General features: G+C 66.8%; 20 protein-coding genes. 4 read left to right on the plus strand and 16 right to left on the minus strand.

All coding sequences use genetic code 11. The annotated features are described in order from the left end of the window. Positions 1-2 precede the first annotated feature (2 nt). From gsiD to RM96_RS02635, 6 genes are all read right to left on the minus strand, one after another. Positions 3-917, minus strand: coding sequence for a glutathione ABC transporter permease GsiD (gsiD, locus tag RM96_RS02610; RefSeq protein ID WP_039007307.1), 915 nt, complete (start codon positions 915-917; stop codon positions 3-5). An 8-nt stretch (positions 918-925) separates the two neighbouring features. Then, on the minus strand, positions 926-1,846 hold the full coding sequence (gsiC, locus tag RM96_RS02615) for a glutathione ABC transporter permease GsiC (protein ID WP_039007309.1): 921 nt from the start codon (positions 1,844-1,846) through the stop codon (positions 926-928). A 131-nt stretch (positions 1,847-1,977) separates the two neighbouring features. Then, complete coding sequence (gene gsiB, locus RM96_RS02620; protein ID WP_039007311.1) at positions 1,978-3,534, minus strand: glutathione ABC transporter substrate-binding protein GsiB; 1,557 nt, start codon at positions 3,532-3,534, stop codon at positions 1,978-1,980. A 29-nt stretch (positions 3,535-3,563) separates the two neighbouring features. After that, complete coding sequence (locus RM96_RS02625; RefSeq protein ID WP_039007313.1) at positions 3,564-5,453, minus strand: dipeptide ABC transporter ATP-binding protein; 1,890 nt, start codon at positions 5,451-5,453, stop codon at positions 3,564-3,566. A 55-nt stretch (positions 5,454-5,508) separates the two neighbouring features. Further along, positions 5,509-6,483, minus strand: coding sequence for an isoaspartyl peptidase/L-asparaginase family protein (locus RM96_RS02630; RefSeq protein WP_039007316.1), 975 nt, complete (start codon positions 6,481-6,483; stop codon positions 5,509-5,511). A gap of 6 nt (positions 6,484-6,489) precedes the next feature. Then, a complete protein-coding gene (locus RM96_RS02635) occupies positions 6,490-7,470 on the minus strand; it encodes a MurR/RpiR family transcriptional regulator (RefSeq protein WP_039007426.1) in 981 nt (326 codons plus the stop codon). Between the two features lie 291 nt (positions 7,471-7,761). Here RM96_RS02635 and RM96_RS02640 point away from each other — a divergent pair, with 291 nt between their 5' ends. Further along, on the plus strand, positions 7,762-9,699 hold the full coding sequence (locus tag RM96_RS02640) for an ATP-binding cassette domain-containing protein (protein ID WP_039007317.1): 1,938 nt from the start codon (positions 7,762-7,764) through the stop codon (positions 9,697-9,699). Positions 9,700-9,787: 88 nt separating this feature from the next. On the opposite strand, the gene RM96_RS02645 is transcribed toward RM96_RS02640, so the two are convergent. The 4 genes from RM96_RS02645 to alr all read right to left on the minus strand — a co-directional run bounded on the left by RM96_RS02645 (position 9,788) and on the right by alr (position 13,574). Beyond that, entirely contained in the window at positions 9,788-10,273 is a 486-nt protein-coding gene (locus tag RM96_RS02645; RefSeq protein ID WP_039007428.1) for a disulfide bond formation protein B, read from the minus strand. Between the two features lie 166 nt (positions 10,274-10,439). Continuing rightward, positions 10,440-11,006, minus strand: a complete 567-nt coding sequence (locus RM96_RS02650; RefSeq protein ID WP_039007319.1) for a GNAT family N-acetyltransferase — start codon at positions 11,004-11,006, stop codon at positions 10,440-10,442. Between the two features lie 7 nt (positions 11,007-11,013). Continuing rightward, entirely contained in the window at positions 11,014-12,375 is a 1,362-nt protein-coding gene (gene radA, locus RM96_RS02655; protein WP_039007321.1) for a DNA repair protein RadA, read from the minus strand. A 77-nt stretch (positions 12,376-12,452) separates the two neighbouring features. After that, positions 12,453-13,574: an alanine racemase gene (gene alr / locus RM96_RS02660; protein ID WP_039007323.1), complete on the minus strand. Its 1,122-nt coding sequence runs from the start codon at positions 13,572-13,574 to the stop codon at positions 12,453-12,455. A 442-nt stretch (positions 13,575-14,016) separates the two neighbouring features. On the opposite strand from alr, the gene lplT reads away from it, so the two are divergent. Next, positions 14,017-15,336 (plus strand): lysophospholipid transporter LplT, encoded by a 1,320-nt coding sequence (gene lplT, locus RM96_RS02665; protein WP_039007429.1) that lies wholly within the window; start codon positions 14,017-14,019, stop codon positions 15,334-15,336. 45 nt (positions 15,337-15,381) lie between these two features. On the opposite strand, the gene RM96_RS02670 is transcribed toward lplT, so the two are convergent. From RM96_RS02670 to tsaB, 4 genes are all read right to left on the minus strand, one after another. Continuing rightward, positions 15,382-16,527, minus strand: coding sequence for a DUF1853 family protein (locus RM96_RS02670; protein ID WP_039007325.1), 1,146 nt, complete (start codon positions 16,525-16,527; stop codon positions 15,382-15,384). Further along, positions 16,502-17,329 carry a uracil-DNA glycosylase gene (locus tag RM96_RS02675; protein ID WP_039007327.1) on the minus strand — a complete coding sequence of 276 codons (828 nt, stop codon included), beginning with the start codon at positions 17,327-17,329 and terminating at the stop codon, positions 16,502-16,504. The genes RM96_RS02670 and RM96_RS02675 overlap by 26 nt, the downstream gene beginning before the upstream one ends. After that, the gene (gene rimI / locus RM96_RS02680) at positions 17,326-17,811 is read right to left on the minus strand and encodes a ribosomal protein S18-alanine N-acetyltransferase (RefSeq protein WP_052279284.1); all 486 of its coding nucleotides are present in this window, start codon (positions 17,809-17,811) and stop codon (positions 17,326-17,328) included. Before rimI ends, RM96_RS02675 begins: the two co-directional genes overlap by 4 nt. A gap of 65 nt (positions 17,812-17,876) precedes the next feature. Further along, on the minus strand, positions 17,877-18,638 hold the full coding sequence (gene tsaB, locus RM96_RS02685; RefSeq protein WP_039007431.1) for a tRNA (adenosine(37)-N6)-threonylcarbamoyltransferase complex dimerization subunit type 1 TsaB: 762 nt from the start codon (positions 18,636-18,638) through the stop codon (positions 17,877-17,879). A 121-nt stretch (positions 18,639-18,759) separates the two neighbouring features. Between tsaB and RM96_RS02690 the strand changes: the two genes are divergently transcribed. Further along, on the plus strand, positions 18,760-19,029 hold the full coding sequence (locus RM96_RS02690) for an acyl-CoA-binding protein (protein ID WP_039007332.1): 270 nt from the start codon (positions 18,760-18,762) through the stop codon (positions 19,027-19,029). Between the two features lie 48 nt (positions 19,030-19,077). Here the strand turns inward: RM96_RS02690 and RM96_RS02695 are convergent, their stop codons facing one another. Both RM96_RS02695 and RM96_RS02700 read right to left on the minus strand, forming a co-directional pair. Further along, complete coding sequence (locus RM96_RS02695) at positions 19,078-20,559, minus strand: DHA2 family efflux MFS transporter permease subunit (RefSeq protein ID WP_039007334.1); 1,482 nt, start codon at positions 20,557-20,559, stop codon at positions 19,078-19,080. Next, complete coding sequence (locus RM96_RS02700) at positions 20,556-21,032, minus strand: SRPBCC family protein (protein ID WP_082016394.1); 477 nt, start codon at positions 21,030-21,032, stop codon at positions 20,556-20,558. The genes RM96_RS02695 and RM96_RS02700 overlap by 4 nt, the downstream gene beginning before the upstream one ends. Before the next feature lie 148 nt (positions 21,033-21,180). On the opposite strand from RM96_RS02700, the gene RM96_RS02705 reads away from it, so the two are divergent. Beyond that, the gene (locus RM96_RS02705; RefSeq protein WP_039007336.1) at positions 21,181-21,855 is read left to right on the plus strand and encodes an SGNH/GDSL hydrolase family protein; all 675 of its coding nucleotides are present in this window, start codon (positions 21,181-21,183) and stop codon (positions 21,853-21,855) included. The last annotated feature ends 76 nt before the right edge of the window (positions 21,856-21,931 follow it).

A 21,931-nucleotide genomic window follows, 5' to 3' on the forward strand; every position in this document is an offset into this window, starting at 1 on the left:
ACTCAGCGACGGTCGATCTTGGGATCGAGCGCGTCGCGCAGCCCGTCGCCCAGCAGGTTGAAGGCCAGCACGGTCAGGAAAATCGCCAGGCTCGGGAAGATCGCCACGTGCGGCGCGGTCACCATGTCGGCGCGCGCCTCGTTGAGCATCGCGCCCCATTCCGGCGTAGGCGGCTGCGCGCCAAGACCGAGGAACGACAGGCTTGCGGCGGTGATGATCGAGGTGCCGATCCGCATCGAGAAGTACACCACGATGGACGACACCGTGCCCGGCAGGATATGCCGCATCAGGATGGTCCAGTCCGAGGCGCCGATGCTGCGCGCCGCTTCCACATAGGTCAGCCGCTTGAGCATCAGCGTATTGCCGCGCACCAGCCGTGCAAACGCCGGAATGCTGAAGATCGCGACCGCGAAGATCACGTTGGTCATGCCGTTGCCGAGGATGGCCACGATGCCGATCGCGAGCAGGATGCCCGGGAAGGCGAACAGCACGTCGGAGATCCGCATCACGATGCGGTCCCACCAGCCCTCGTAGTAGCCGGCCAGCAGGCCCAGCACAGTGCCGATCACCGCGCCGATGATGACCGACAGGAAGCCCGCCGCCAGCGAGATCCGCGTACCGGCCAGGATGCGGCTGAAGATATCGCGCCCGAGCGAGTCGACGCCCATCCAGTGCGCGGCCGACGGCCCTGCGTTGAGCGCGTCGTAGTCGAAGAAGTTTTCCGGGTCGTACGGCACCAGGTGCGGCGACAGGACCGCCACCACGATCAGCAGCAGCACGAACACGCCGGCCCCCAGCGCCAGGTGCTGCTTGCGGAATTTGCGCCAGAACTCGCTCCAGGGCGTACGCACGGCCTCGGGCACGGGGGCGGTGGCGGGTGCCGCTTCGTCTGCGGCGGGCGTGGAAAGCTGCGTCATGGCCGGCCTCACTTATAGCGGATGGTGGGGTTGATCACGGTGTACAGCATGTCCACCACCAGGTTGATCAGGATGAATTCGAGCGAGAACAGCAGCACTTCGGCCTGGATCACAGGGTAGTCGCGCATTTCCACCGCATCGACCAGCAGCCGGCCTAGGCCCGGCCAGTTGAACACCTTCTCGACCACGATCGAGCCGCCCAGCAGGAAGCCGAATTGCAGGCCCATCATGGTGACCACCGGGATCATGGCGTTGCGCAGCGTGTGCTTGGCCACGACCACCGTTTCATGCACGCCCTTGGCACGGGCGGTGCGGACAAAATCTTCCTGCAGCACTTCCACGAACGAGGCACGGGTAAAGCGCGCCATCACGGCCGCCACCGCCGCGCCCAGCGTGAGCGAAGGCAGGATGTAGTGCTTCCAGGTGTCGGCGCCGATCGACGGCAGCCAGCCCAGCTGCACCGAGAAAATTTCCATCAGCAGCATGCCCAGCGCAAAAGCCGGGAACGAAATCCCCGACACGGCCAGCGTCATGCCCAGCCGGTCCGGCCAGCGGTTGCGCCACACTGCCGAGCAAACCCCGATCACCATGCCGAACACCACCGCCCAGACCATCGAGGCCAGCGTCAGCAGCAGCGTCGGCATGAAGCGGTCGCCGATCTCCTCGCTCACCGGGCGCTTAGTGCGCAGCGAATGGCCGAACTCGCCACGGACCGCGTTCGAGAAGAAGTTCACGAACTGCTCGGGCATCGGCCGGTCCAGGCCCAGGTCCTTGCGCACCAGCTCGACCGTGGCCGCGTCGGCCTCGGGGCCGGCGGCCAGCCGCGCCGGGTCGCCGGGCAGCAGGTGGACGAACAGGAACACCAGCACTGCCACGATCAGCAATGTGGGGATCACGCCCAGGAATCGTTTGAGGAAATAGTTCAGCATCACACACCAGATTAAGAGGCCGCCAGCCGCCGCCCTGGCCCCCGCAAACCTGGGCAGGCGGCTTTCTACGGCTTACTGCTTACTGCTCGTTACTGCAGCGCATTGCCACGCTGCGCAAGGCACTGCTGCAGTTATTGCTTGATGTCGATCTCGTCAAAATTGAACGAACCATCCGGCATCACATACGCACCGGCCAGGCGCTTGCTGCGTGCAAACAGCACCTTCTCCGTCACCAGGAAGGCCCACGGTGCATCCTTCCAGATGCGCTCCTGTGCGTCCTTGTACAGCCTGGCCTTCTCGCCGCGGTCCGTCGTGCGCAGGGCGCCGGCGATGTCGGCATCGACCTGGTCGTTCTTGTAGTACGCGGTGTTCAGCAGCTTGGGCGGCATCGATTCCGAAGCCAGCAGCGGACGCAGCGCCCAGTCCGATTCACCGGTCGACGACGACCAGCCCACGTAGTACATGCGCACGCCGGCCTCTTCCGGCTTCGGCACGCTTTCCACCCTCTCCACGCGCTGGCCGGCTTCAAGCGCCTGCACCTGGGCCTTGATGCCCACCTGCTGCAGCTGCTGCTGCACGAACTGGATCACCTTCTGCGCGGTGGTGTGGTTGTAGGCCGACCACAGCGTGGTCTCGAAGCCGTTCGGATAGCCGGCTTCCTTCAGCAGCGCGCGCGCCTTGGCCGGGTCATACGGCCACGGGCCCAGCTTCTCGGCGAAGTCCACGCCCGGCGGCACCACGCCCTCGGACGGCACCGCGTAGCCGGCAAAGGCCACCTTGGCCAGTGCGTCCTTGTTGATCGCGTAGTTGATGGCCTGGCGCACCTTCGGGTCGTTGAACGGCTTGACCGTGGTGTTCAGGCTCAGGTAGCGCTGGATGATCGACGGCGCCGAGATCAGGTCCACCTTTGCGCTGTTCTTCAGCACGGCCGCTTGCTCGAACGGAATGCTGAAGGCAAAGTCCGCCTCGCCGGTCTGCATGATGGCGGCGCGGGTGTTGTTGTCCACCACCGGCTTCCAGGTGATCGTGTCGATCTTCGGATAGCCGGTCTTCCAGTAGCCTGCAAACTTCTTGCCCTTCAGGTGATCGGGCTGCTTCCACTCCACGAACTCGAACGGGCCGGTGCCGACCGGGTGGAAGGCGATGTCCTTGCCGTACTTCTGCAGCGCCGCCGGCGAAATCATCACTGCCGACGGGTGGGCCAGCACGTTGATGAACGGCGAGAACGGCTCCTTCAGCGTGACCTTGACGGTATTGGCGTCGACCACATCGGTCCTGGCCACGCGGTTGAACAGCGTGTAGCGCTTGAGCTTGTTGGCCGGGTTGGTCACGCGGTCGAGGTTGGCCTTGACGGCGGCGGCGTCGAAGGTGGTGCCGTCGTGGAACTTGACACCCTTCTTCAGCTTGAAGGTGTAGGTGAGGCCGTCCTTGCTGACTTCATAGCTTTCGGCCAGCACGTTGACCAGCTTCATGTCCTTGTCCATGCCGAACAGGCCCTGATAGAAGGACTTGCTGGCGGCCTGCGACAGCGTGTCGTTCGCATCGTACGGGTCCAGCGTGGTGAAGGTGGAGTACACCGCCATCACGGCGTCCTTGGCCGCGAAGGCGGGGGCCGAGACCAGCGTGCCCAGTGCGCCTACTGCAAAGGCGCCGGCGACGAGCCCGGGCGAAACCATACGTGCAGACATTATCGAATCTCCTTGGATAGACCAGAACTTCAGTAGGCGCCGCCAACGGCGTGCCGGGCAACAAAATGACCATTCGCGCCGCTGCCGGCGACCGCCACCAGCGGCTGCACCACCGGCTCGTCGCCGACCATGCGGATCGGGCTGGGGATTTCATCGTTCAGCGGCTCGCGCTTCAGATGCCGCCGCGCCGGATCGGCGATCGGCACCGCCGACATCAGCTTCTTCGTGTACGGGTGCTGCGGGTTCTCGAAGATCGCGCGGCGCGGGCCGATCTCGACGATCTGGCCCAGATACATCACCGCCACGCGGTGGCTCACGCGCTCAACCACCGCCATGTCGTGCGAGATGAACAGGAAGGCCACGCCCAGCTCGCGCTGCAGGTCGAGCATCAGGTTGACGATCTGGGCCTGGATCGAAACGTCCAGCGCCGAGACCGATTCGTCCGCCACCACCACCTTCGGGTTGAGCGCCAGCGCGCGCGCAATGCATATGCGCTGGCGCTGGCCGCCCGAGAACTCGTGCGGGTAGCGCGACGCATGCGCGGGCGTGAGGCCCACCTTCTCCAGCAGCCAGGCCACGCGCTGCTCGGCTTCCTTGCCGCTGGCCACCTTGTGCACCAGCAGCGGCTCCATGATCGAGTAGCCGACCGGCACACGCGGGTCGAGCGAAGCGAACGGGTCCTGGAAAATGAACTGGATATTGCGGCGCAGGCTCTGCAGCGCCGGGCCGTGCATCTGGCTGATGTTCTGGCCGGCAAACTCGATGGTGCCGCTCTGGGTGTCGACCAGGCGCAGCAGCGAGCGGCCGGTGGTGGACTTGCCGCAGCCCGACTCACCCACCAGCGCCAGCGTCTCGCCCGGATAGAGATCGAAGCTGACCTTCTCCACCGCATGCACGCGGCGCGTGACACGGCCGAACAGGCCGCCCGGCACGTCAAAGCGCGTCACCAGGTCGCTGACGCGCAGGATCGGCTGGACGCCCGGTGTCACGGTGTCCTGCGGGATTTCCGCCTCGGCATTGGCGCTGCCGAGCTGCAGCAGCGGGAACTTGGCCGGCAGGTCGGTGCCGGCCATCGCGCCCAGCTTGGGCACAGCCGACAGCAGCGCGCGGGTATAGGGATGGGCCGGGGCCTTGAACACATCGTTCGAAGTGCCCTCTTCCACCTTCTCACCGCGATACATCACCAGCACGCGGTCGGCCACTTCGGCCACCACGCCCATGTCGTGCGTGATGAAGACCACGCCCATGTGCATTTCGGACTGCAGGTTGCGGATCAGTTGCAGGATCTCGGCCTGGATGGTCACGTCCAGCGCGGTGGTCGGCTCGTCGGCGATCAGCAAAGCCGGCTTGCAAGACAGCGCCATGGCAATCATCACGCGCTGGCGCATGCCGCCGGACAGCTGGTGCGGGAAACGGTCCAGCACGCGCTTCGCCTCGGGGATGCGCACCAGTTCCAGCATGCGCAGCGCCTCGGCGCGCGCCGCCGCGCGGCTCTTGCCCTGGTGCAGGCGGATCGACTCGGCAATCTGCTCGCCCACCGGGAACACCGGGTTGAGCGAGGTCATCGGCTCCTGGAAAATCATCGCCACGTCCGAGCCGCGCACGCTGCGCAGCGTGGCGCTGTTCGCGCGGGCGAGGTCGATCACCTCGCCGCCGCGCCGGCGCAGCGCCATGCTGCCCGAAGCGATCTTGCCGCCGCCATGCTCGACCAGCCGCATCAGCGCCAGCGAGGTCACCGACTTGCCCGAACCGGATTCGCCCACCACCGCCAGCGTTTCGCCACGGTCGACGTGGAACGACAAATTGCGCACGGCCTCGACGGTACGCTCCGACGTCGAAAAGCGCACGGTCAGCCCGTCTACCGATACCACGCGCTGCGGCGGCAGCACGAGGTTGGATTGAGAAGAGGATGCAGCCACTGGTACCCCTTGATGCTTGAAGCGTGATTCCTGCCTGGATGACTGAAGCCGCGCCTCAGCCGTAGATCGCCACCATCACCGGCTCGCCCACGCGGGCAAGGCCGCGATACATGCCTTCGGTGTTGAATGGCAGCGTGACATTGCCGGCGCGGTCGACCGCGATCAGTCCGCCGCGGCCGCCGATGGCCGGGAGTTTCTCCATCACCACGCGACGTGCGGCTTCTTCCAGCGTCACGCGTGCGTAGCGCATCTGCGCGGCCACGTCGTGCGCGGCCACGGTGCGGATAAACATCTCGCCGGTGCCGGTGGCGGAGATCGCCGCGACATCGTCGGCATAGCAACCGGCGCCGATCACCGGCGTGTCGCCGACGCGCCCGACCTGCTTGTTGGTGACGCCGCCGGTCGACGTGGCGGCCGCCAGGTTGCCGTGAGCGTCGCAGGCCACCGCGCCGACCGTGCCGAACTTGTTGTCCGGGTCGATGGGGTCGGCCTGGCCGGCCAGCGCGCCGTTCGCCAGCGCTGCCGCGTCATGGTCCAGCAGCGCCATGCCCTTGACCGCCCGTGCGCGCTCCCATTGCTCGTGGCGCGCCTTGGTGAAGTAGTAATCCGAGGAGACCAGTTCCAGCCCCTGCGACAGGGCGAAGGCCTCGGCGCCCTCGCCTGCGAACAGCACGTGCTCGCTGTGGTCCATCACCGCGCGTGCGGCCAGCACCGGATTGCGCAGGCGCGTGACGCAGGCCACGGCGCCGGCATTCAGCGTGGCGCCATCCATCACGGCAGCATCCAGTTCGTAGGTGCCCTCGTGCGTCAGCACGGCGCCCTTGCCGGCGTTGAAGAGCGGGCACTCTTCGAGCAGGCGCACGGCTTCGGTGACCGCGTCCATGGCGCTGCCGCCGTCGGCCAGCACGCGCTGGCCGGCTATCAGCACCTGCTCCAGCGCTTCGATGTATTCGCGTTCGCGGGAGGAATCCATGGCGGCACGGGTGATGGTGCCGGCCCCGCCGTGGATGGCAATGACTGCTTGATTCATGAGTGGCTACGCCTTGAAATGCCGTGCGGCACGTTTGTTTTTGTCGCCGGCGGCATCGGCCGCGGCCTGTGGCGCGCGCGGCTCGCCGCTGCGCTGGGTGTTCGTCGCGCTGGCGGTGCCGGTCGCCTCGGTGCCGTAAAGCCACGGCAGCAGGAATTCAGTCATTTCGGCGGCGGCCTTCACCGGACGTTCAGCCCGGTGCGCGACCGCACCGCAAAGCGCCTCGATCAGCGCCAGCACCGTTGCATCGGAGTTGGCCGAAAGGCGGTTGGCTGCCTGTGCGTACAGCGCGATATCGGCCAGCGGCGCCAGCGGCGAGGTCGGCCCGTCGGTCAGCGCCAGCAGGCGCGCGCCGTGCGCCTTGGCGCGCTTGGCCAGCAGCACGGTATCGGCCACATAGCGCGGGAAGGCAATCGCGATCACCAGGTCGGCAGGCTGCAGCTTGAACAGCTGCCGCGCGGCATGCGAGGCACCGCCCGCGCCCGCCACCGACATGACGGTGCGGCAATGCATTTCCAGCCCGTGCTGGACCAGCCCCGCCAGGAAGCCGCTGGCGCCGAAGCCCGCGACATAGATGCGGTCCGCGGCCAGGATGGCGGTGACGGCGCGCTCACAGGTTTCCGCATCGAGCCCGCGGCGCGTGGCCTCCAGGTTGGCGGCTGCATCTTCCAGCGAGGCGGCAAAGACCTCCGCTGCCGTAGAGGGCCGCTCCAGTTCCGTGCGCAGCCGCTCAACCGGTGCCAGCGTGGCCTCGAAGCCGCGCACCAGTTCGGCGCGGAACTGCGGGTAGCCGTCGAAACCCAGCGCACGCGCAAAGCGGTTGGCGGTGGCCACCGACACCTGCACGGCAGCGGCGAACTCGTCGATACGCATGGTGGCGGCACGGAACAGGTTCGCCAGCACATATTCCGCCATGCGCTGATGCGCGGGCGTCAGCGTCGGCAGGCTGCGCGCGATGCGTTCTGAGATCGAATAGCCATTCGGCATGCTGGCGTCGGTCGGCAAGGTGTCTGGAGAGTGGGTTGTCTGGGGGTGGTTGGAAATTTTCATTCCCGGCCACGTGATGAAAATGAATTTACACGGAATCGCGCCCCAAAGAAAATAGAGTTTTACGGATCGAGGGTATTCCCTAGGGAATCGAACAGCACGCGGGCCCCAGTTGCGCGCATTCGCCGCGGAAGGACAGCCCGGAAACGCTACAATGCCGGCCAGCGCCGCAACTCTGACAGTTGCCTGCATGTTCTCCGCTTTTTCCGCTTTCATCCCGAAGTTCCCTCCGTGATCCGAATCGACCAGCTAGTCCTCCAGCGCGGCACCAAGGTGCTGTTCGACCACACCAGCGTGACCATCAACCCGGGCGAGCGCGTCGGCCTTGTCGGCGCCAACGGGAGCGGCAAGTCGACCTTGTTCGCCATGCTGCGCGGAGAGCTACACGCGGACGGCGGCGATGTGGCCGTGCCTGCGCAGTGGCGGATTGCGCACGTCGCGCAGGAAACACCGGCGGTGGCGCGCAGCGCCGTGGAGTATGTGATCGACGGCGACACCCGGCTGCGCGAGATCGAAGCGGCCATCGCCCGCGCACAGGGCACCGGCGACGGCAGCGCCGAAGGAGAAGCCCACGCCGCTTTCGCCGACGCCGACGGCTACACCGCCCCGGCCCGCGCCGAAGCCCTGCTGCTGGGCCTGGGCTTCACGCTGGCGCAGGTATCGCAGCCGGTGTCGTCGTTCTCCGGCGGCTGGCGCATGCGCCTGAACCTGGCGCAGGCGCTGATGTGCCCGTCGGACCTGCTGCTGCTCGACGAACCGACCAACCACCTGGACCTGGACGCCATCGTCTGGCTGGAAGACTGGCTGGCGCGCTACGCCGGCACGCTGGTGATGATTTCGCACGACCGCGAATTCCTCGATGCGATCTGCAACGTCACCGTGCACATCGAGAACCAGCAGTTGCGCCGCTACGGCGGCAACTACACGCTGTTCGAGACCATGCGCCTGCAGCAGATGGCGCAACAGCAGGCCGCCTATTCGCGCCAGCAGAAGGAAATCGCGCACCTGGAGTCGTTCATCACACGCTTCAAGGCCAAGGCCACCAAGGCGCGCCAGGCGCAGAGCCGGGTCAAGGCGCTGGAGAAGATGGAGCGGCTGGCGCCGGTGCACGTCGCCGCCGGTTTCGCCTTTGAATTCCGCGAGCCGGACGCCGCGCCCAATCCGATGATGGTGCTGGAAGGCGTTGACTGCGGCTACGCCGAGGCCGACCCGCCGGTCACCATCCTGCACAACCTGGCTCTGTCGATCCAGAACGGCCAGCGCATCGGCCTGCTGGGCGCCAACGGCCAGGGCAAGTCGACGCTGGTCAAGACCCTGGCCGGCACGCAGGATCCGCTCACCGGCACGCTGCGCCTCGGCAAGGGCCTGCAGATCGGCTACTTCGCCCAGCACCAGCTGGAAACCCTGCGCGACCACGACTCGCCCCTGCAACACCTGGCGCGGCTGGCGCCCGATACGCGCGAGCAGGAACTGCGCGACTTCCTCGGCAGCTTCAACTTCCGCGGCGACATGGCGACCTCGCCGATCGAGCCCTTTTCCGGCGGCGAAAAGGCGCGGCTCGCGCTGTCGCTGATCGTCTGGCAGAAGCCCAACCTGCTGCTGCTCGACGAACCGACCAACCACCTCGACCTCGATACCCGCGAGGCGCTGACCATGGCGCTGGCGCAGTTCGAAGGCACGCTGATCCTGGTCTCCCACGACCGGCACCTGCTGCGCGCCACGTCCGACCAGTTCATGCTGGTGGCCGACGGCACCATCAAGCCGTTCGACGGCGACCTGGACGACTACCGCGACTGGCTGCTGCAGCAGGCAGCGGCCAAGCGCAATGCCGCGACGGCAGCGCATCAGGCCGAGGCTGGCGGCGACGCTGGCAATGGCGCGGTCAACCGCAAGGACCAGCGCCGTGCGGAGGCGGATGAGAGGCAGCGGCTGTCAGCGCTGCGCAAGCCCTTGACGAAGGAACTGGAAAAGGTCGAAAAGCGGATGGCGGTTCTGCAAAGCGCCAAGGACGAGATCGACCGCTTCATGGCCGATGAAACCAGCTATGCCGAGGCGAACAAGGCGAAGCTGATGGAGATGCTCAAGCGGCAGGGCGAAGTGAACGGCGAGCTTGGCGAGCTGGAAGAGAAATGGCTGGAGCTGCAGGAGCAGATCGAGATGATTGCGTGAGGGGTTCGAGTCCCCTCCCTGGCACCACGCATTGCCCCCAATAAAAACCGGCGCCTCGGCGCCGGTTTTTTGTTTATGACTTCACCGCTTAGCGGAAATTCTTCTCCCGCCGAATCAGCCCCACCGCCAGCGTCAGCGTCAGGATGAACAGCCAGATCAGCGACCACGCCGGCACGGACAAACCCAGCACCGGCGGCAGCGGCGCCGTACAAAGCCCGTCCGCATAGAACACCTGCGGCAGCACCTTGGCCGTGGGCAAGGCATTGACCCAGTTCTCCAGCGGATCGATCCCGCAGCTCGCCTTCGGATTCAGCAGCAGCGACACGTGGTACACCGCCACGGCAATGCCGCCGACGCCCGACAGCATCCCCAGCCCCTGCCACAGCGTGCGCGTGTTCTGCGCGATCGCCGCCAGCAGCGAGAAGATACCGATGCCGATAAATGCAAAGCGCTGCATCACGCAGAGCGGACAGGGCTGGTAGCCCTTTTCGTATTGCAGGTAGAGCGCGACGCCGACCAGCGCAAACGAAATGATGGCGATCAGCAGGAAATAGGCGCGAGAGTTGGCTTGCATGGGCGATGGGTTGACTCGGATTGAGGCGGCCGGCGCCACCTTCAGGTCCGGCGCCAGCATTGCTGCGCATTATTACCGATTTTGCGCTTCGCCAATGGCTGCAGGGATCGATCCGCAGCGAGTGTGCCTGTGGCGAAATGACGCAGGGTCCGCGTCGCGGGTTCTGTCAGCCCGAAATCCCTTTCTCCCAGCACGCCTTCGAGAGCCGGTACAGGCAGTGCGGCCGCAGCGGATGGCCCGCCGGCACACCGGGATGCTCGAAGCCTACCGGGTCCTCCTGCATGCCGAGCCGCTCCATCACGGCGCGCGAGCGGCGGTTGCCGAGGGTGGTGAAAGAGACGATTTCGTCGAGGCCTAGCCGCTCGAAGCCAACCTGCAAGGCGCCGCGCGCGGCTTCGGTGGCGTAGCCCTGCCCCCAGGCGTGCTGCGCCAGCCGCCAGCCAATTTCAACGCATGGCGAGAACGGCAGCGCGGCCGCCGGCTCGTTCAGGCCGACAAACCCGAGGAAGGCGCCGTCAGCCTTGCGTTCCGCCACCCAGAGTCCCCAGCCGATCGTTGTGATGCGGTCGCGACAACGGGTCGCCAGGATATCGCTCTCCGCGCGCGTCAGCGTGGCCGGGAAGTTCTGCATCACCTCGGGATCGGCATTGAGCGCAGCGAACGGCTCAAGATCGCTTTCGCGCCACTGGCGCAGGCGCAGGCGATCGGTTTCGAGCTCGATCAATGCGGGCATGTCCGGATCAATCCAGATGCCGCACGCGATCGATGGCCTGCTCGATGCGTTCCACCGCGATCACTTCCAGCCCGTCGATCTTCTGCTTGGGCGCGTTGGCCTTGGGGATCACGGCGATGGTGAAGCCCAGCTTGGCCGCCTCTTTCAGCCGGTCCTGCCCGCGCGGGCTGGGGCGGATCTCGCCGGCCAGGCCCACTTCGCCGAACACCACCAGGCCGCGCGGCAAGGGCTTGTTGCGCATGGACGAATGGATCGACAGCAGCACGGCCAGGTCGGCCGCGGGCTCGGTAATCTTGACGCCACCCACCGCATTCAGGAACACATCCTGGTCGAAGCAGGCGATGCCGGCATGCCGGTGCAGCACGGCCAGCAGCAGCGCCAGCCGGTTCTGCTCCAGCCCCACCGCCAGCCGGCGCGGATTCGGCACGTGCGCCGTATCGACCAGCGCCTGGACTTCCACCAGCAGCGGGCGGGTGCCCTCCTGCGTCACCAGCACGCAGGAGCCGGGCACGGTTTCCTCGTGCTGCGACAGGAACAGTGCCGACGGGTTGCTGATGCCGCGCAGGCCGCGCTCCGTCATGGCGAACACGCCCAGTTCATTCACCGCGCCGAAACGGTTCTTGAAGGCGCGGATCAGGCGGTGCGAGGAATGTGTGTCCCCCTCGAAGTACAGCACCGTATCGACGATGTGCTCCAGCACGCGCGGCCCGGCCAGGCTGCCTTCCTTGGTCACATGGCCGACCAGGATGATGGTGATGCCGCTGCTCTTGGCGATACGCGTCAGCTGCGCCGCGCACTCGCGCACCTGCGCCACCGAGCCGGGCGCCGAGGTCAGCGCCTCGGAGTACAGGGTCTGGATGGAGTCGATCACGGCCACCTCGGGCCTTTCCGCCTCGAGCGTGGCCTGGATTTTTTCCAGCTGGATCTCGGCCAGCAGGCCGAGCGACGGGCTCTCCACGCCCAGCCGCTGCGCGCGCAAGGCAATCTGCGCCCCAGACTCTTCGCCGCTCACGTACAACACCCGCCGCTGCCCGGCCAGGTTGGCCAGCGCCTGCAGCAGCAGCGTGGACTTGCCGATCCCCGGATCGCCGCCGATCAGCACCACCCCGCCCGATACCAGCCCGCCGCCCAGCACGCGGTCGAATTCGTCGATGCCGCTGGAAAAGCGCGGCACGTCGGCGGCATCGATCTCGGAAAGCTTGCGCACCGTGGCGGATGCCGCCAGCGGCTGGAAGCGCTTGTTCGAAGCCGATTCGGCCACGGTCTCGACCAGCGTGTTCCACTGCTGGCAGTGCGGGCACTGGCCCGCCCAGCGCGGCGTGGTGCCGCCGCATTCGGTACAGGTATAGACAGTCTTGGTCTTGGCCAACGGGTGTCCTTGCAAGGCAAAGCGGCCGGCGTCATGTGACGTCCGGCCGACTGGATCGGTCAGTCAGTTGCTGGCGCTCAGGCGACAGCCGGGGCGGCGCTGTCCGAGGCGGTGATGGTTGCCACGGTGGTCGGCACGCGCGGCGCCAGTGCGCACATCAGCTCGTAGCCGACCGTGCCGGCAGCCTGCGCCACGTCGTCGATGGGCAGGCCCTGGCCCCACAGGGTGACGGGGCTGCCGACCCTGGCCTTCGGGCACGGCGCAAGATCCACGCAAATCATGTCCATCGACACCCGGCCGACGAGCTGGGTGCGCACGCCGTCGACCAGCACCGGGGCGCGGTTTTCGCCCCAGCCGGCCGCATGGCGCGGATAGCCGTCCGCATAGCCGCAGGCAACCACGCCGATGCGCATCGGGCGCTCCGCGGTAAACATGGAGCCGTAGCCCACGGTATCGCCGGGTTGCAGATCCTGGACCGAGATCAGCTCACTGTGCAGCGACATGGCCGGCTGCAGGCCGGTGCCCGCGATGTCCGCATCGCGGCCGGTGGGCGAAGCGCCATACAGGATCACGCCAGGGCGCACCCAGGCGCGGTGCGCCTGCGGGTGCCACAGCACCGCGGCCGAGTTCGACAGGCTGGCCTCGCCCGGCAGGTTCGCCGTGGCAGCATCGAAGGCCTCGATCTGGTGGGCGATACCTCGGGGACTATCCGCATCGGAAAAATGCGTCATATGGACGATACTGCCTACACAGGGCATGGCCCGGGCGCGTTCCCAGGCGGCGCGATACTGCGTCGGATGGAAGCCCAGCCGGTTCATGCCGGTATTGAGCTTGAGCTGGATCGCCAGCGGGCCTTTCGGACGTGCGGTTTCCAGCATGCGGAGTTGCTCTTCGCAGTGGATAGCCGTCGTCAGGCGATATTGTTCCAGCAGGGGAACGTCCTGCGGCTGGAAGAACCCCTCAAGGAGCAGGATCGGTCCCTGCCAGCCGAGGTCGCGCAGCAGCACGGCCTCGTTCAGGTCCAGCAGCCCGAAGCCGTCCGTGGCGCGCAGGCCGGCAAAGACACGGCGGATCCCGTGGCCGTAGGCGTTGGCCTTGACGACCGCCCAGACGCGCGAATCGGGCGCGCTGCGGCGGACCACTTCAAGGTTGTTGGCAATGGCGGGTTGGTGAATGACGGCGTGGATGGGTCTTGGCATGGAGTCACATCTCAGGAAGCAGGCGTCGCGGCGGCCGGGAGGATGGCGCTGCCCACCTTCATGTGGATCAGTCGTCACGCCTCGCGGCGATTGCACCAGATCAGGGAAGACCCGGTCGACGGGCCGCGATCGCAGCCGTTATTTGAACACATTCGGGCACGACTTCCGGGAATCGGAACGGCCCCCGGCTGTCAAACAGGCGCCTTGCCGGGGTTCGGGATTGTCGTACTTTCGTGATATAAAGCCGGACGCTACGGCCATGTTCTAAAAGCGAAGCAATATGTCAATGAGGGTCAGGAAAGCCGGACGGCGCCAGAGCGCCGCGCATCCGACACAATTCGACACGGCCACGGCCCAAGGTTCCCTGCAAACCATGGCCACGCCGGTGGGCTTCAGCCTGCCCGATCTGCACGGAGTGCGCGATGGAGACAAAGTCGACAGTATGAAGAAGGGTTTTTACACCATCATGGCCGCGCAATTTTTTTCGTCGCTGGCCGACAATGCCTTACTGATCGCCGCCATTGCCCTTCTTACCGAATTGCACTCCCCGCAGTGGATGACCCCGCTGCTCAAGCTGTTCTTCGTCCTCTCCTACGTCGTCCTGGCTGCCTTTGTCGGCGCATTTGCCGACTCCATGCCCAAGGGCCGGGTGATGCTGATCACCAACGCAATCAAGATCGCCGGCTGCGCCATCATGATGTTCGGGCTGCATCCGCTGCTTGCCTACGGCATCGTGGGATTCGGGGCGGCGGCCTATTCGCCGGCCAAGTACGGCATCCTGACCGAGCTGCTGCCACCCGAGAAGCTGGTCATGGCCAACGGCTGGATCGAGGGCCTGACGGTGGGCTCCATCATCCTCGGCACGGTGGTCGGCGGCGCGCTGATCTCGGTGCATGTGTCGCAGATCCTGCTGCGCTTCGACATCCCCTATATCGATACCGGCATCCAGACCCCGGCTGAAGCCGCGATGGTGGTGATCATGCTGTTCTACGTGATCGCCTCGGTCTTCAACCTGTTTATCCCCGATACCGGCGCGCGCTACCCGCAGCAGGAAAAGAACCCGATCAAGCTGATTGCCGAGTTCGGCGACTGCTTCAGCGCGCTCTGGCGCGACAAGGTCGGCCAGATCTCGCTGGCGGTGACCACCCTGTTCTGGGGCGTGGGCGCCACCCTGCAGTTCATCGTGCTGAAATGGGCCGAGAAGTCGCTCGGCCTGAACCTGTCGCAGGGTGCCCTGCTGCAAGCGGTGGTGGCGGTTGGCGTGGCGGTGGGTGCCATCCTCGCGGCCGCGCGTATTCCGCTGCGCAAGTCGCTGTCGGTGTTGCCTTTCGGCGTGGCCATGGGCGCGACGGTGATGCTGATGGCGTTCTACACCAAGGACACCATGCCGCAGGTCACGCTGCACGCCATGGGCATGAACATGCCGCTGTACATGGCGATTGCCTATGTCTTCCTGATGCTGGTGGGCGCGATGTCGGGCTACTTCGTGGTGCCGATGAATGCGCTGCTGCAGCACCGCGGCCATGTGCTGCTGTCGGCCGGCCACTCCATCGCGGTGCAGAACTTCAATGAGAACGTCTCGGTGCTGCTGATGCTGTGCCTGTACGCCCTGCTGATCAAGCTGAATGCGCCGATCGGGTTTGTGATCATCGCGCTGGGCCTGTTCATTTGCATCACCATGCTGATGGTGATGCGGCTGCACAAGTCCAATGTGCGCAACTACAACTCGCTGGCGATGATCGGCGAGGACAAGCACCACTGACCAGCTTCCCGGGCGGTCATCCGGCCGCCCGCCGTCAGATCGCCACTAGCGGGCGACCTCCCCGTTTTCTCCCTGACGCACCGCCGGCTCGGCGGCGCGCGCGCGCGCCCTCGCTTCCCACCCCGGCGGCACCACAAAGCCCCGCGAGCGCTCGCGCCACAGCCCCGGCAACCCCGGTCCGGCCGGCTCCAGTTCACACAGCATGACCGGCGACTCGCGCCGCCAGCCACGGTCGTGGTGCGGATCGGCGAATCGCTGCGCGAGGGCATCGCGCAAGGTTTCGACAGACTCGGTTTCGCTGTCGGCCACCAGCGCGCCGGACAGCCAGCCCGAGCGCTGCAGCCGGCACCAGCGTGTGCCGGCTGAGCCACCGGCCCGCGCAGCCCACTCCTCCAGCGAGGACCACCAGCCATGCAGGTGATCGTCTGCAATACCCAGTGAGTACAGATCAGCCGGCTTGTGTCCGTTGCGGTAGAACAGCCAGCCCAGCAGGTAGACCTCGCTGCGATCGACCGAACGGCCCAGCAATGCCTGCGCCTGCGGCGTGCGTGCCAGCGGCAGCTGGCGATGGACGATGTGATCGAGCTTGTCGCCCAGCCGGTCGACGAGGTTTGGCCCCACGAAATCCTGGGTGCGCGAAGGCGCTCCCGCTTCCGGCTCGACCATCAGATAGAACTTGGCCGCCATTTCCCAGTGCACGACTGCACCGCTAGCCGTGTCGCGCCAGACGAAGTCCAGTTCGCCCAGCGTCTGCACGCCGTGGCTGCCCGCGCGGCGCACCGGCAGGTTGGCGGCCAGCAGTTCCAGGCCCTCGCCATGGCGCAGGCCAAAGTGCAGCAGGCGCTCGGCGTGGCGCCCGAGCCGCAGGCTGCGGCTGGCGCTGGTTTCCGCATCGGTCTGATCGGAAACGCCGCTGGCCAGCTCGGTGATGGTGGCCGGCAGCACGGCGGGATCGGCGGCTTGCAGCCAGCCTTGCCACGCCTGCCGGAAGCCGGCCGGCCAGCGCGCCAGTGCCGTGTCGCCGTTGTATTCGGCAGGAAGCTGCGCCAGCAACTGCGGCGACAGCGTGCACCAGGCCAGGTCGCGCGTACGCGGCGAGGCGGCATGGCGCCACAGCGGCGGCGCGTCACGATGCGCGCCGTCGCCGCCAGGGCTCACCGCGAGATCAGGTCCGAGCTCCCGCACGGTCATATACCTCCCGGGCCAGGCACAAGTCTTCCCAGGCGCGTACCTTGTCGGTCAGTGTGCGCAGTAGGTAGGCGGGGTGATAGGTCACCACCACCGGAATGCCTTCGTAGGTGTGCACAGTGCCGCGCAGCTTGCCGATCGGCGTGGTGGTCCGCAGCAGCGACTGGGCGGCAAAGCGGCCCAGCACCACGATCACCTTCGGCCGGATCAGCGCGATCTGGCGTCGCAGGTGGGGCTCGCACTCGGCCACTTCCTGCGGTTCCGGATTGCGGTTGCCCGGCGGCCGGCACTTGAGCACGTTGGCGATAAAGACATTGCGGCCCCGCGCCAGCCCGAGCGAGGCCAGCATATTGTCGAGCAGCTTGCCGGCCTGGCCGACAAAGGGCTCGCCCTGCTTGTCCTCGTTCTCGCCGGGGGCCTCGCCGACCAGCATCCAGTCGGCCTCGCGGTCGCCGACGCCGAATACGGTGTTGGTACGGGTTTCACAAAGGCCGCAAGCGGTACAGCCCGAGACGGCGGCTTCCAGCTCAGCCCAGGACATGGCCGCGATGGCGGCCTCGCGATCGGATGGTGCGGATTCCGGGACCAGGGCGACGGGCACTGGCCGGGCTGCCGTTTCAGCAACCGCGACTGGCGGCTCTGCAAATTCAGTCACCGCCGGGATCGGTGCAAGCTCTTCGGCCAGGACCTGCGTGACGGCGACTTCGGCTACGGCTTCCGCCGCTGGCAAGCCGGGCGCGGTTCGGCGCGGCACCCACTCGGTCGGGATGCCGAGCACCTCAAGAAACTGCGCGCGACGGCTCATGCCCCTCCCTCCCCAGCCGGCCAGGCGCGGCGCAGTACCAGCGCATCTTCGCGCCGCTGCCCGGCAGCCGGGTAGTAGCCCTTGCGGCGGCCGATCTCGGTGAATCCGGCCTCCTGGTACAAGGCCAGCGCGCCCGTGTTGGACGGCCTGACTTCCAGCAGCATGGTGTAGAGATGGTGTCCGTGGGTGGTGGCCAGTGCCATGCCCAGCAGCAACCGGCCCAGCCCCTGCCGCTGCAGGCGCGGATCCACGGTGATGTTCAGCAGGTGCATTTCGTCCACCACCGGCATCAGCACCGCATAGGCCACCAGCTTGCCCGCCGGGTTCCGCAGCGTAAGGCCGAGGTGCCCCGCCTTGACGGAGTTCTCGAAATTGCCCCGCGTCCATGGATGGCTGTAGGCGCGCTTCTCGATCTCGGCCACGGCCTCGAGGTCGAGTGCGCTCATGCGTCCCAGTTCCCAGCCAGCCGGCAGCGCCGGCATGACCGGCACCACGGGCCAGCGGGCATCGTCGGCGTCATGATCGGTCGAAGGTCCGAGGGCTGCGCTCACGACGCCCCTCCTGCCGTGGCCTGCGCCGCGGCGCGCGCGGCGGCAATGGCCTCGCGCTCCTCAATGGTCTGGGCGACCTTGTCGCGCAGGTACAGCGGCATGGCATCGGCCGCATCGATGGTCTCGCCACGGGCCAGTGCGCGCAGGGCGATGCTGACCACCTGGCGCGCATGCGGCATGGCATCGGCCAGCACGCGCTGCGCGCGCGCCGTTGGCAGGCGTTCATCGAAGACCGCCGCCGCATTGCCGGCCAGCCAGAAGTCGCCGTCCGGCAACGTCACGGTTTCCGGCGCGCCGACGCGCATCGGCGTGACCGTGGCCCACTCCTGCACGGCCGCGTCCCAGCGGAAGGCGCCCGAGTAGGCTTCATCCATGCGGGCATCCAGCGCCACCAGCACAGCGGTGTCGGCGGGCAACGGCGGCGTGGCGTAGCGTGCGCTTTCCGCGCAGGCCATCAGCGTATTGACGGAAATGACCGGCAGGCCGGCGCCAAAGGCCAGCCCCTGCGCCACGCCACAAGCCGTGCGCAGGCCGGTGAACGAGCCCGGGCCGGCCCCGAAGGCGATCGCGGCACAGTCCGCGAGCGCGATGCCGGCTTCGGCCAGCAACTCGCCGGCGGCCGGCAGCACGCGCGACGAGGAGCGCGGTCCGGTGTGTTCATGACGATAAAAACACTCGATGCCGCCATCGGCTGTGGGGCGACCAAGCGCGACCGAACACCACTCGGTGGAAGTTTCAACAGCAAGAATCCAGGACATGGCGCGATTGTAGCCGGAGCCGCCCGAAACCGAGTCCTTCTTCGGTTTCATACGGCCCGCCGGACACTGTGGCGCGGCTATCATCGAACCCCTTACTTGCCATCTGATTCAGGAGATCCCCATGAGCGACCTGCAGGCCCGCTTCGACCAAGCCCAGATCGACGTCAAGCAACTCAGCGAGCGCCCCAGCAACATGACGCTGCTGCGCCTGTACGCCCTCTTCAAGCAAGGCAGCGAAGGCGATGCCCACGGCGACAAGCCCGGCATGACCGATTTTGTCGGCCGCTACAAGTTCGAAGCCTGGGAAACGCTGAAGGGCACCAGCAAGGATGAAGCGATGGAGAAGTACATCGCCCTGGTCGAGGAACTGCGCAGCGGCGCCACCACCTGAGCGGCCCCGCAAGCTCATGACCGGCAGGCAGCGCCCGCCGGTCAGTCCTCAGTTCGCTGGCAATGGCCGCGGACGAATCCGCCAGGCCGCGAAGATGGCCGTGGCAATGACCACGCCGACCGCCAGGAAGGTTTCATCGAAGGCCCGGATGCGTGCGGCCTGCGCCACCGCATCGCCGCCATGCCCGAGCACCGCGCCATGCTCGCCCAGCCGCCACTGCAGCCCGACGCCCGCCAGCGCCACGCCAATGGCGCCGCCGAGCTGCCGCAGGAAGTTGATGCAGCTCGACCCCTGCGCAATCAGCGAGAAGTCCACGCCGCGCATTGCGCCCAGCGTCAGCGACGGCAGGATGCAGCCCAGCCCGATCCGCCCCAGCACGGCCAGCAGCACCAGCAATACGTAAGGCGTGGCCGGCGATCCGGTTGCCATCAGCAGGAACGACAACGCCAGCAGCGCCAGCCCGAACGACACCTGCAAGTGTGGCGAAACGCGATTGGTGAATCGCCCCGCCGCAGCAATGGTCAGGGCCAGCACGACGCCAGCCGGCAGCAGCACCAGGCCAGCCCGGGACGGCGAGTAGTTCAGCGCCATCTGCATATAAACCGGGAACAGGTAGGTCGAGCCGAACAACCCCGCGCCGTAGATGAATGCCACCACCGCGCCCGCTGAGAATTGCTGGTAGCTGTATAGCCGCATATTCATCAGCGGATCGGGCGCGCGCAGTTGCCACAGCACAAAGGCGACCAGCAGCACCACGCCAAGGCCCGCCATCGCCATGCCGGCTCCCACGCTCTCTCGCATCTCGACCAGCCCGTTGAGCAGGCTGACCGTGGCAACCCCGGCCAGCGCCAGGCCGCGCCAGTCCAGCGGCTTGCGCTCGCCCATCATGGCGGAATCCACCGCCATGAAGCGGCGCGCCAGCAGCGCGCCAATTATCGTCAGCGGCACCACCACGAAGAAAATCGACCGCCAGCCGAACGCCTCCACCAGGAAGCCGCCAAGGCTCGGCCCCAGTGCCGGCGCCAGCACCACGCCAAAGCCGAACATACTCACCGCCTTGCCCTGCTCCCGCTCATCGAACACCCGCAGGATCAGGATATTGGGCAGCGGCTGCATGACCCCGGCCGCCGCGCCCTCCGCCACGCGCATGGCGATCATCACGCCGTACGTCGGCGAGAATCCGCCCACCAGCCCGCCCGCCCCGAGCAGCAGCAGCGCACCCAGGAAGGTACGGCGCAGGCCGTAGCGATTGAGCAGCCAGGGCGTGAGCAGCATCGACAGCGTCATGGCAATCATGAAGCTGGCTGCCACCCACTGGGCGCGTTCCTGCCCCAGCCCGAAATGCCGGCTCAGGTCAGGAATCGCAACGTTGATGATGGTGGATGAGACGATCGACGAGACGGTGCCCAGCATCAGCGTGACAAGCACCAGCCAGCGCAGCCGGTCGCCATAGCGCGCATGCAGGATCGCGCGGGTCGGGCCGGCCCGCTCGCCGCCGGAATGATCCGGCGCCCCCAAACCCTCGCTCACCCCAGCCGCCCGGTGTCGGCGATCTCGCGGATCTTGCGGACGGTGTCCAGGTCGGCCTGGTGGTAGGCCGATTTGACGATCTCGGCGTAGCGGTCGTCGCCGGTGGCATCGACTGCCGGCAGCGTGGTCTCGTAGATAAAGCGCACCAGCAGCGCGCCCGGCCCCGGGGTTTCGATGACCATGGTCAGCGTGCCGCCGGCATGTTCAGCCGTCGCGGCCGTTTCATAGCGGACCTGGCGGCGCGACTCGAACACGACCCGGTCGTGGATCCTGGCCTCGCCGAAATGCAGCACGCGATCGATCCAGTTGTCGCCTCGCCCGACAACTTCCGCGCGGTCCAGCCCGAGCACGAACAATTCGGGCGATTCGGCGCGCAGCACTAGCCCTTGCCAGAGCTGTTCAGGCGTGAGCGGATCCAGTTGAGGATTGCCTGGATCGTTGATCTCTACCAAGTGCTCGAAGCGCAACTTCATTCTCCATATCTGTGATTAAGCGATATTATGAAGTCTCCGCGCATTTGACAGAGACCATTTCGTCTACGCGGCGCAACATAATCCCTGCGTTTCTTGCCCGGGTTAATCCTTCTTCGCCTGTATTGACGGCATTTTCCTGGAGTTCTTCATGCCCGCACCCGCGCCGGCCGATATCGATCCCCTGCAGGTCCTGGTCTACGCCGATTCACTCTCATGGGGCATCGTCCCCGGCACCCGCCAGCGCCTGCCATTCCCGGTGCGCTGGCCCGGCCGGCTGGAAATCGGTCTGAACGCTGACGGACAGCCCCCGGTGCGCATCCTTGAAGACTGCCTGAACGGCCGCCGCACGGTCTGGGACGACCCGTTCAAGCCCGGCCGCAACGGCATGCAGGGGCTGGCGCAGCGCATCGAAATCCACTCGCCGCTGGCGCTGGTGATCCTGATGCTCGGCAGCAACGATTTCCAGTCCATGCACCCGCACAACGCCTGGCACGCGGCGCAAGGCGTGGGCGCACTGGTCAACGCCATCCGCACCGCCCCGATCGAGCCCGGCATGCCAGTGCCCCCGCTGCTGGTGATCACGCCACCGCCGATCCGCACCCCGCGCGGCCCGCTCGCACCCAAGTTCGCCGGCGGCGAGCACAAGTGCGTGGGGCTGGCCGAGGCCTACCGTGACGTCTGCGCCAGCCTCGGTTGCGACCTGTTCGACGCCGGCACCGTCATCCGCACCAGCGACGTCGATGGCGTCCACCTCGACGCCCACGCCCACCTGGCTCTCGGCGACGCCCTGCGCCCGGTGGTGCGCGACCTGCTCGGCCGCTGACAGTCCAGCCCGACGGCCGCGCTGAAACATCACTCCTGACAGCAGGTGTCAGGAGACCCGGCGCACAATGCGGCGG

The organism is Cupriavidus sp. IDO (assembly GCF_000812465.1).
Taxonomy (GTDB): Bacteria; Pseudomonadota; Gammaproteobacteria; order Burkholderiales; family Burkholderiaceae; genus Cupriavidus.

Coding starts and splice junctions, on each gene's coding strand:
- RM96_RS02670 (WP_039007325.1), bottom strand. CDS start 16,527: ATGACCGTGCGGGAGCTCGGACCTGATCTCGCGGTGAGCCCTGGCGGC.
- tsaB (WP_039007431.1), bottom strand. CDS start 18,638: ATGTCCTGGATTCTTGCTGTTGAAACTTCCACCGAGTGGTGTTCGGTC.
- RM96_RS02635 (WP_039007426.1), bottom strand. CDS start 7,470: ATGCCGAATGGCTATTCGATCTCAGAACGCATCGCGCGCAGCCTGCCG.
- RM96_RS02705 (WP_039007336.1), top strand. CDS start 21,181: ATGCCCGCACCCGCGCCGGCCGATATCGATCCCCTGCAGGTCCTGGTC.
- gsiD (WP_039007307.1), bottom strand. CDS start 917: ATGACGCAGCTTTCCACGCCCGCCGCAGACGAAGCGGCACCCGCCACC.
- gsiC (WP_039007309.1), bottom strand. CDS start 1,846: ATGCTGAACTATTTCCTCAAACGATTCCTGGGCGTGATCCCCACATTG.
- lplT (WP_039007429.1), top strand. CDS start 14,017: ATGAAGAAGGGTTTTTACACCATCATGGCCGCGCAATTTTTTTCGTCG.
- RM96_RS02700 (WP_082016394.1), bottom strand. CDS start 21,032: ATGAAGTTGCGCTTCGAGCACTTGGTAGAGATCAACGATCCAGGCAAT.
- RM96_RS02690 (WP_039007332.1), top strand. CDS start 18,760: ATGAGCGACCTGCAGGCCCGCTTCGACCAAGCCCAGATCGACGTCAAG.
- RM96_RS02675 (WP_039007327.1), bottom strand. CDS start 17,329: ATGAGCCGTCGCGCGCAGTTTCTTGAGGTGCTCGGCATCCCGACCGAG.
- RM96_RS02650 (WP_039007319.1), bottom strand. CDS start 11,006: ATGCCCGCATTGATCGAGCTCGAAACCGATCGCCTGCGCCTGCGCCAG.
- RM96_RS02630 (WP_039007316.1), bottom strand. CDS start 6,483: ATGAATCAAGCAGTCATTGCCATCCACGGCGGGGCCGGCACCATCACC.
- alr (WP_039007323.1), bottom strand. CDS start 13,574: ATGCCAAGACCCATCCACGCCGTCATTCACCAACCCGCCATTGCCAAC.
- gsiB (WP_039007311.1), bottom strand. CDS start 3,534: ATGTCTGCACGTATGGTTTCGCCCGGGCTCGTCGCCGGCGCCTTTGCA.
- RM96_RS02645 (WP_039007428.1), bottom strand. CDS start 10,273: ATGCAAGCCAACTCTCGCGCCTATTTCCTGCTGATCGCCATCATTTCG.
- rimI (WP_052279284.1), bottom strand. CDS start 17,811: ATGCCGGCGCTGCCGGCTGGCTGGGAACTGGGACGCATGAGCGCACTC.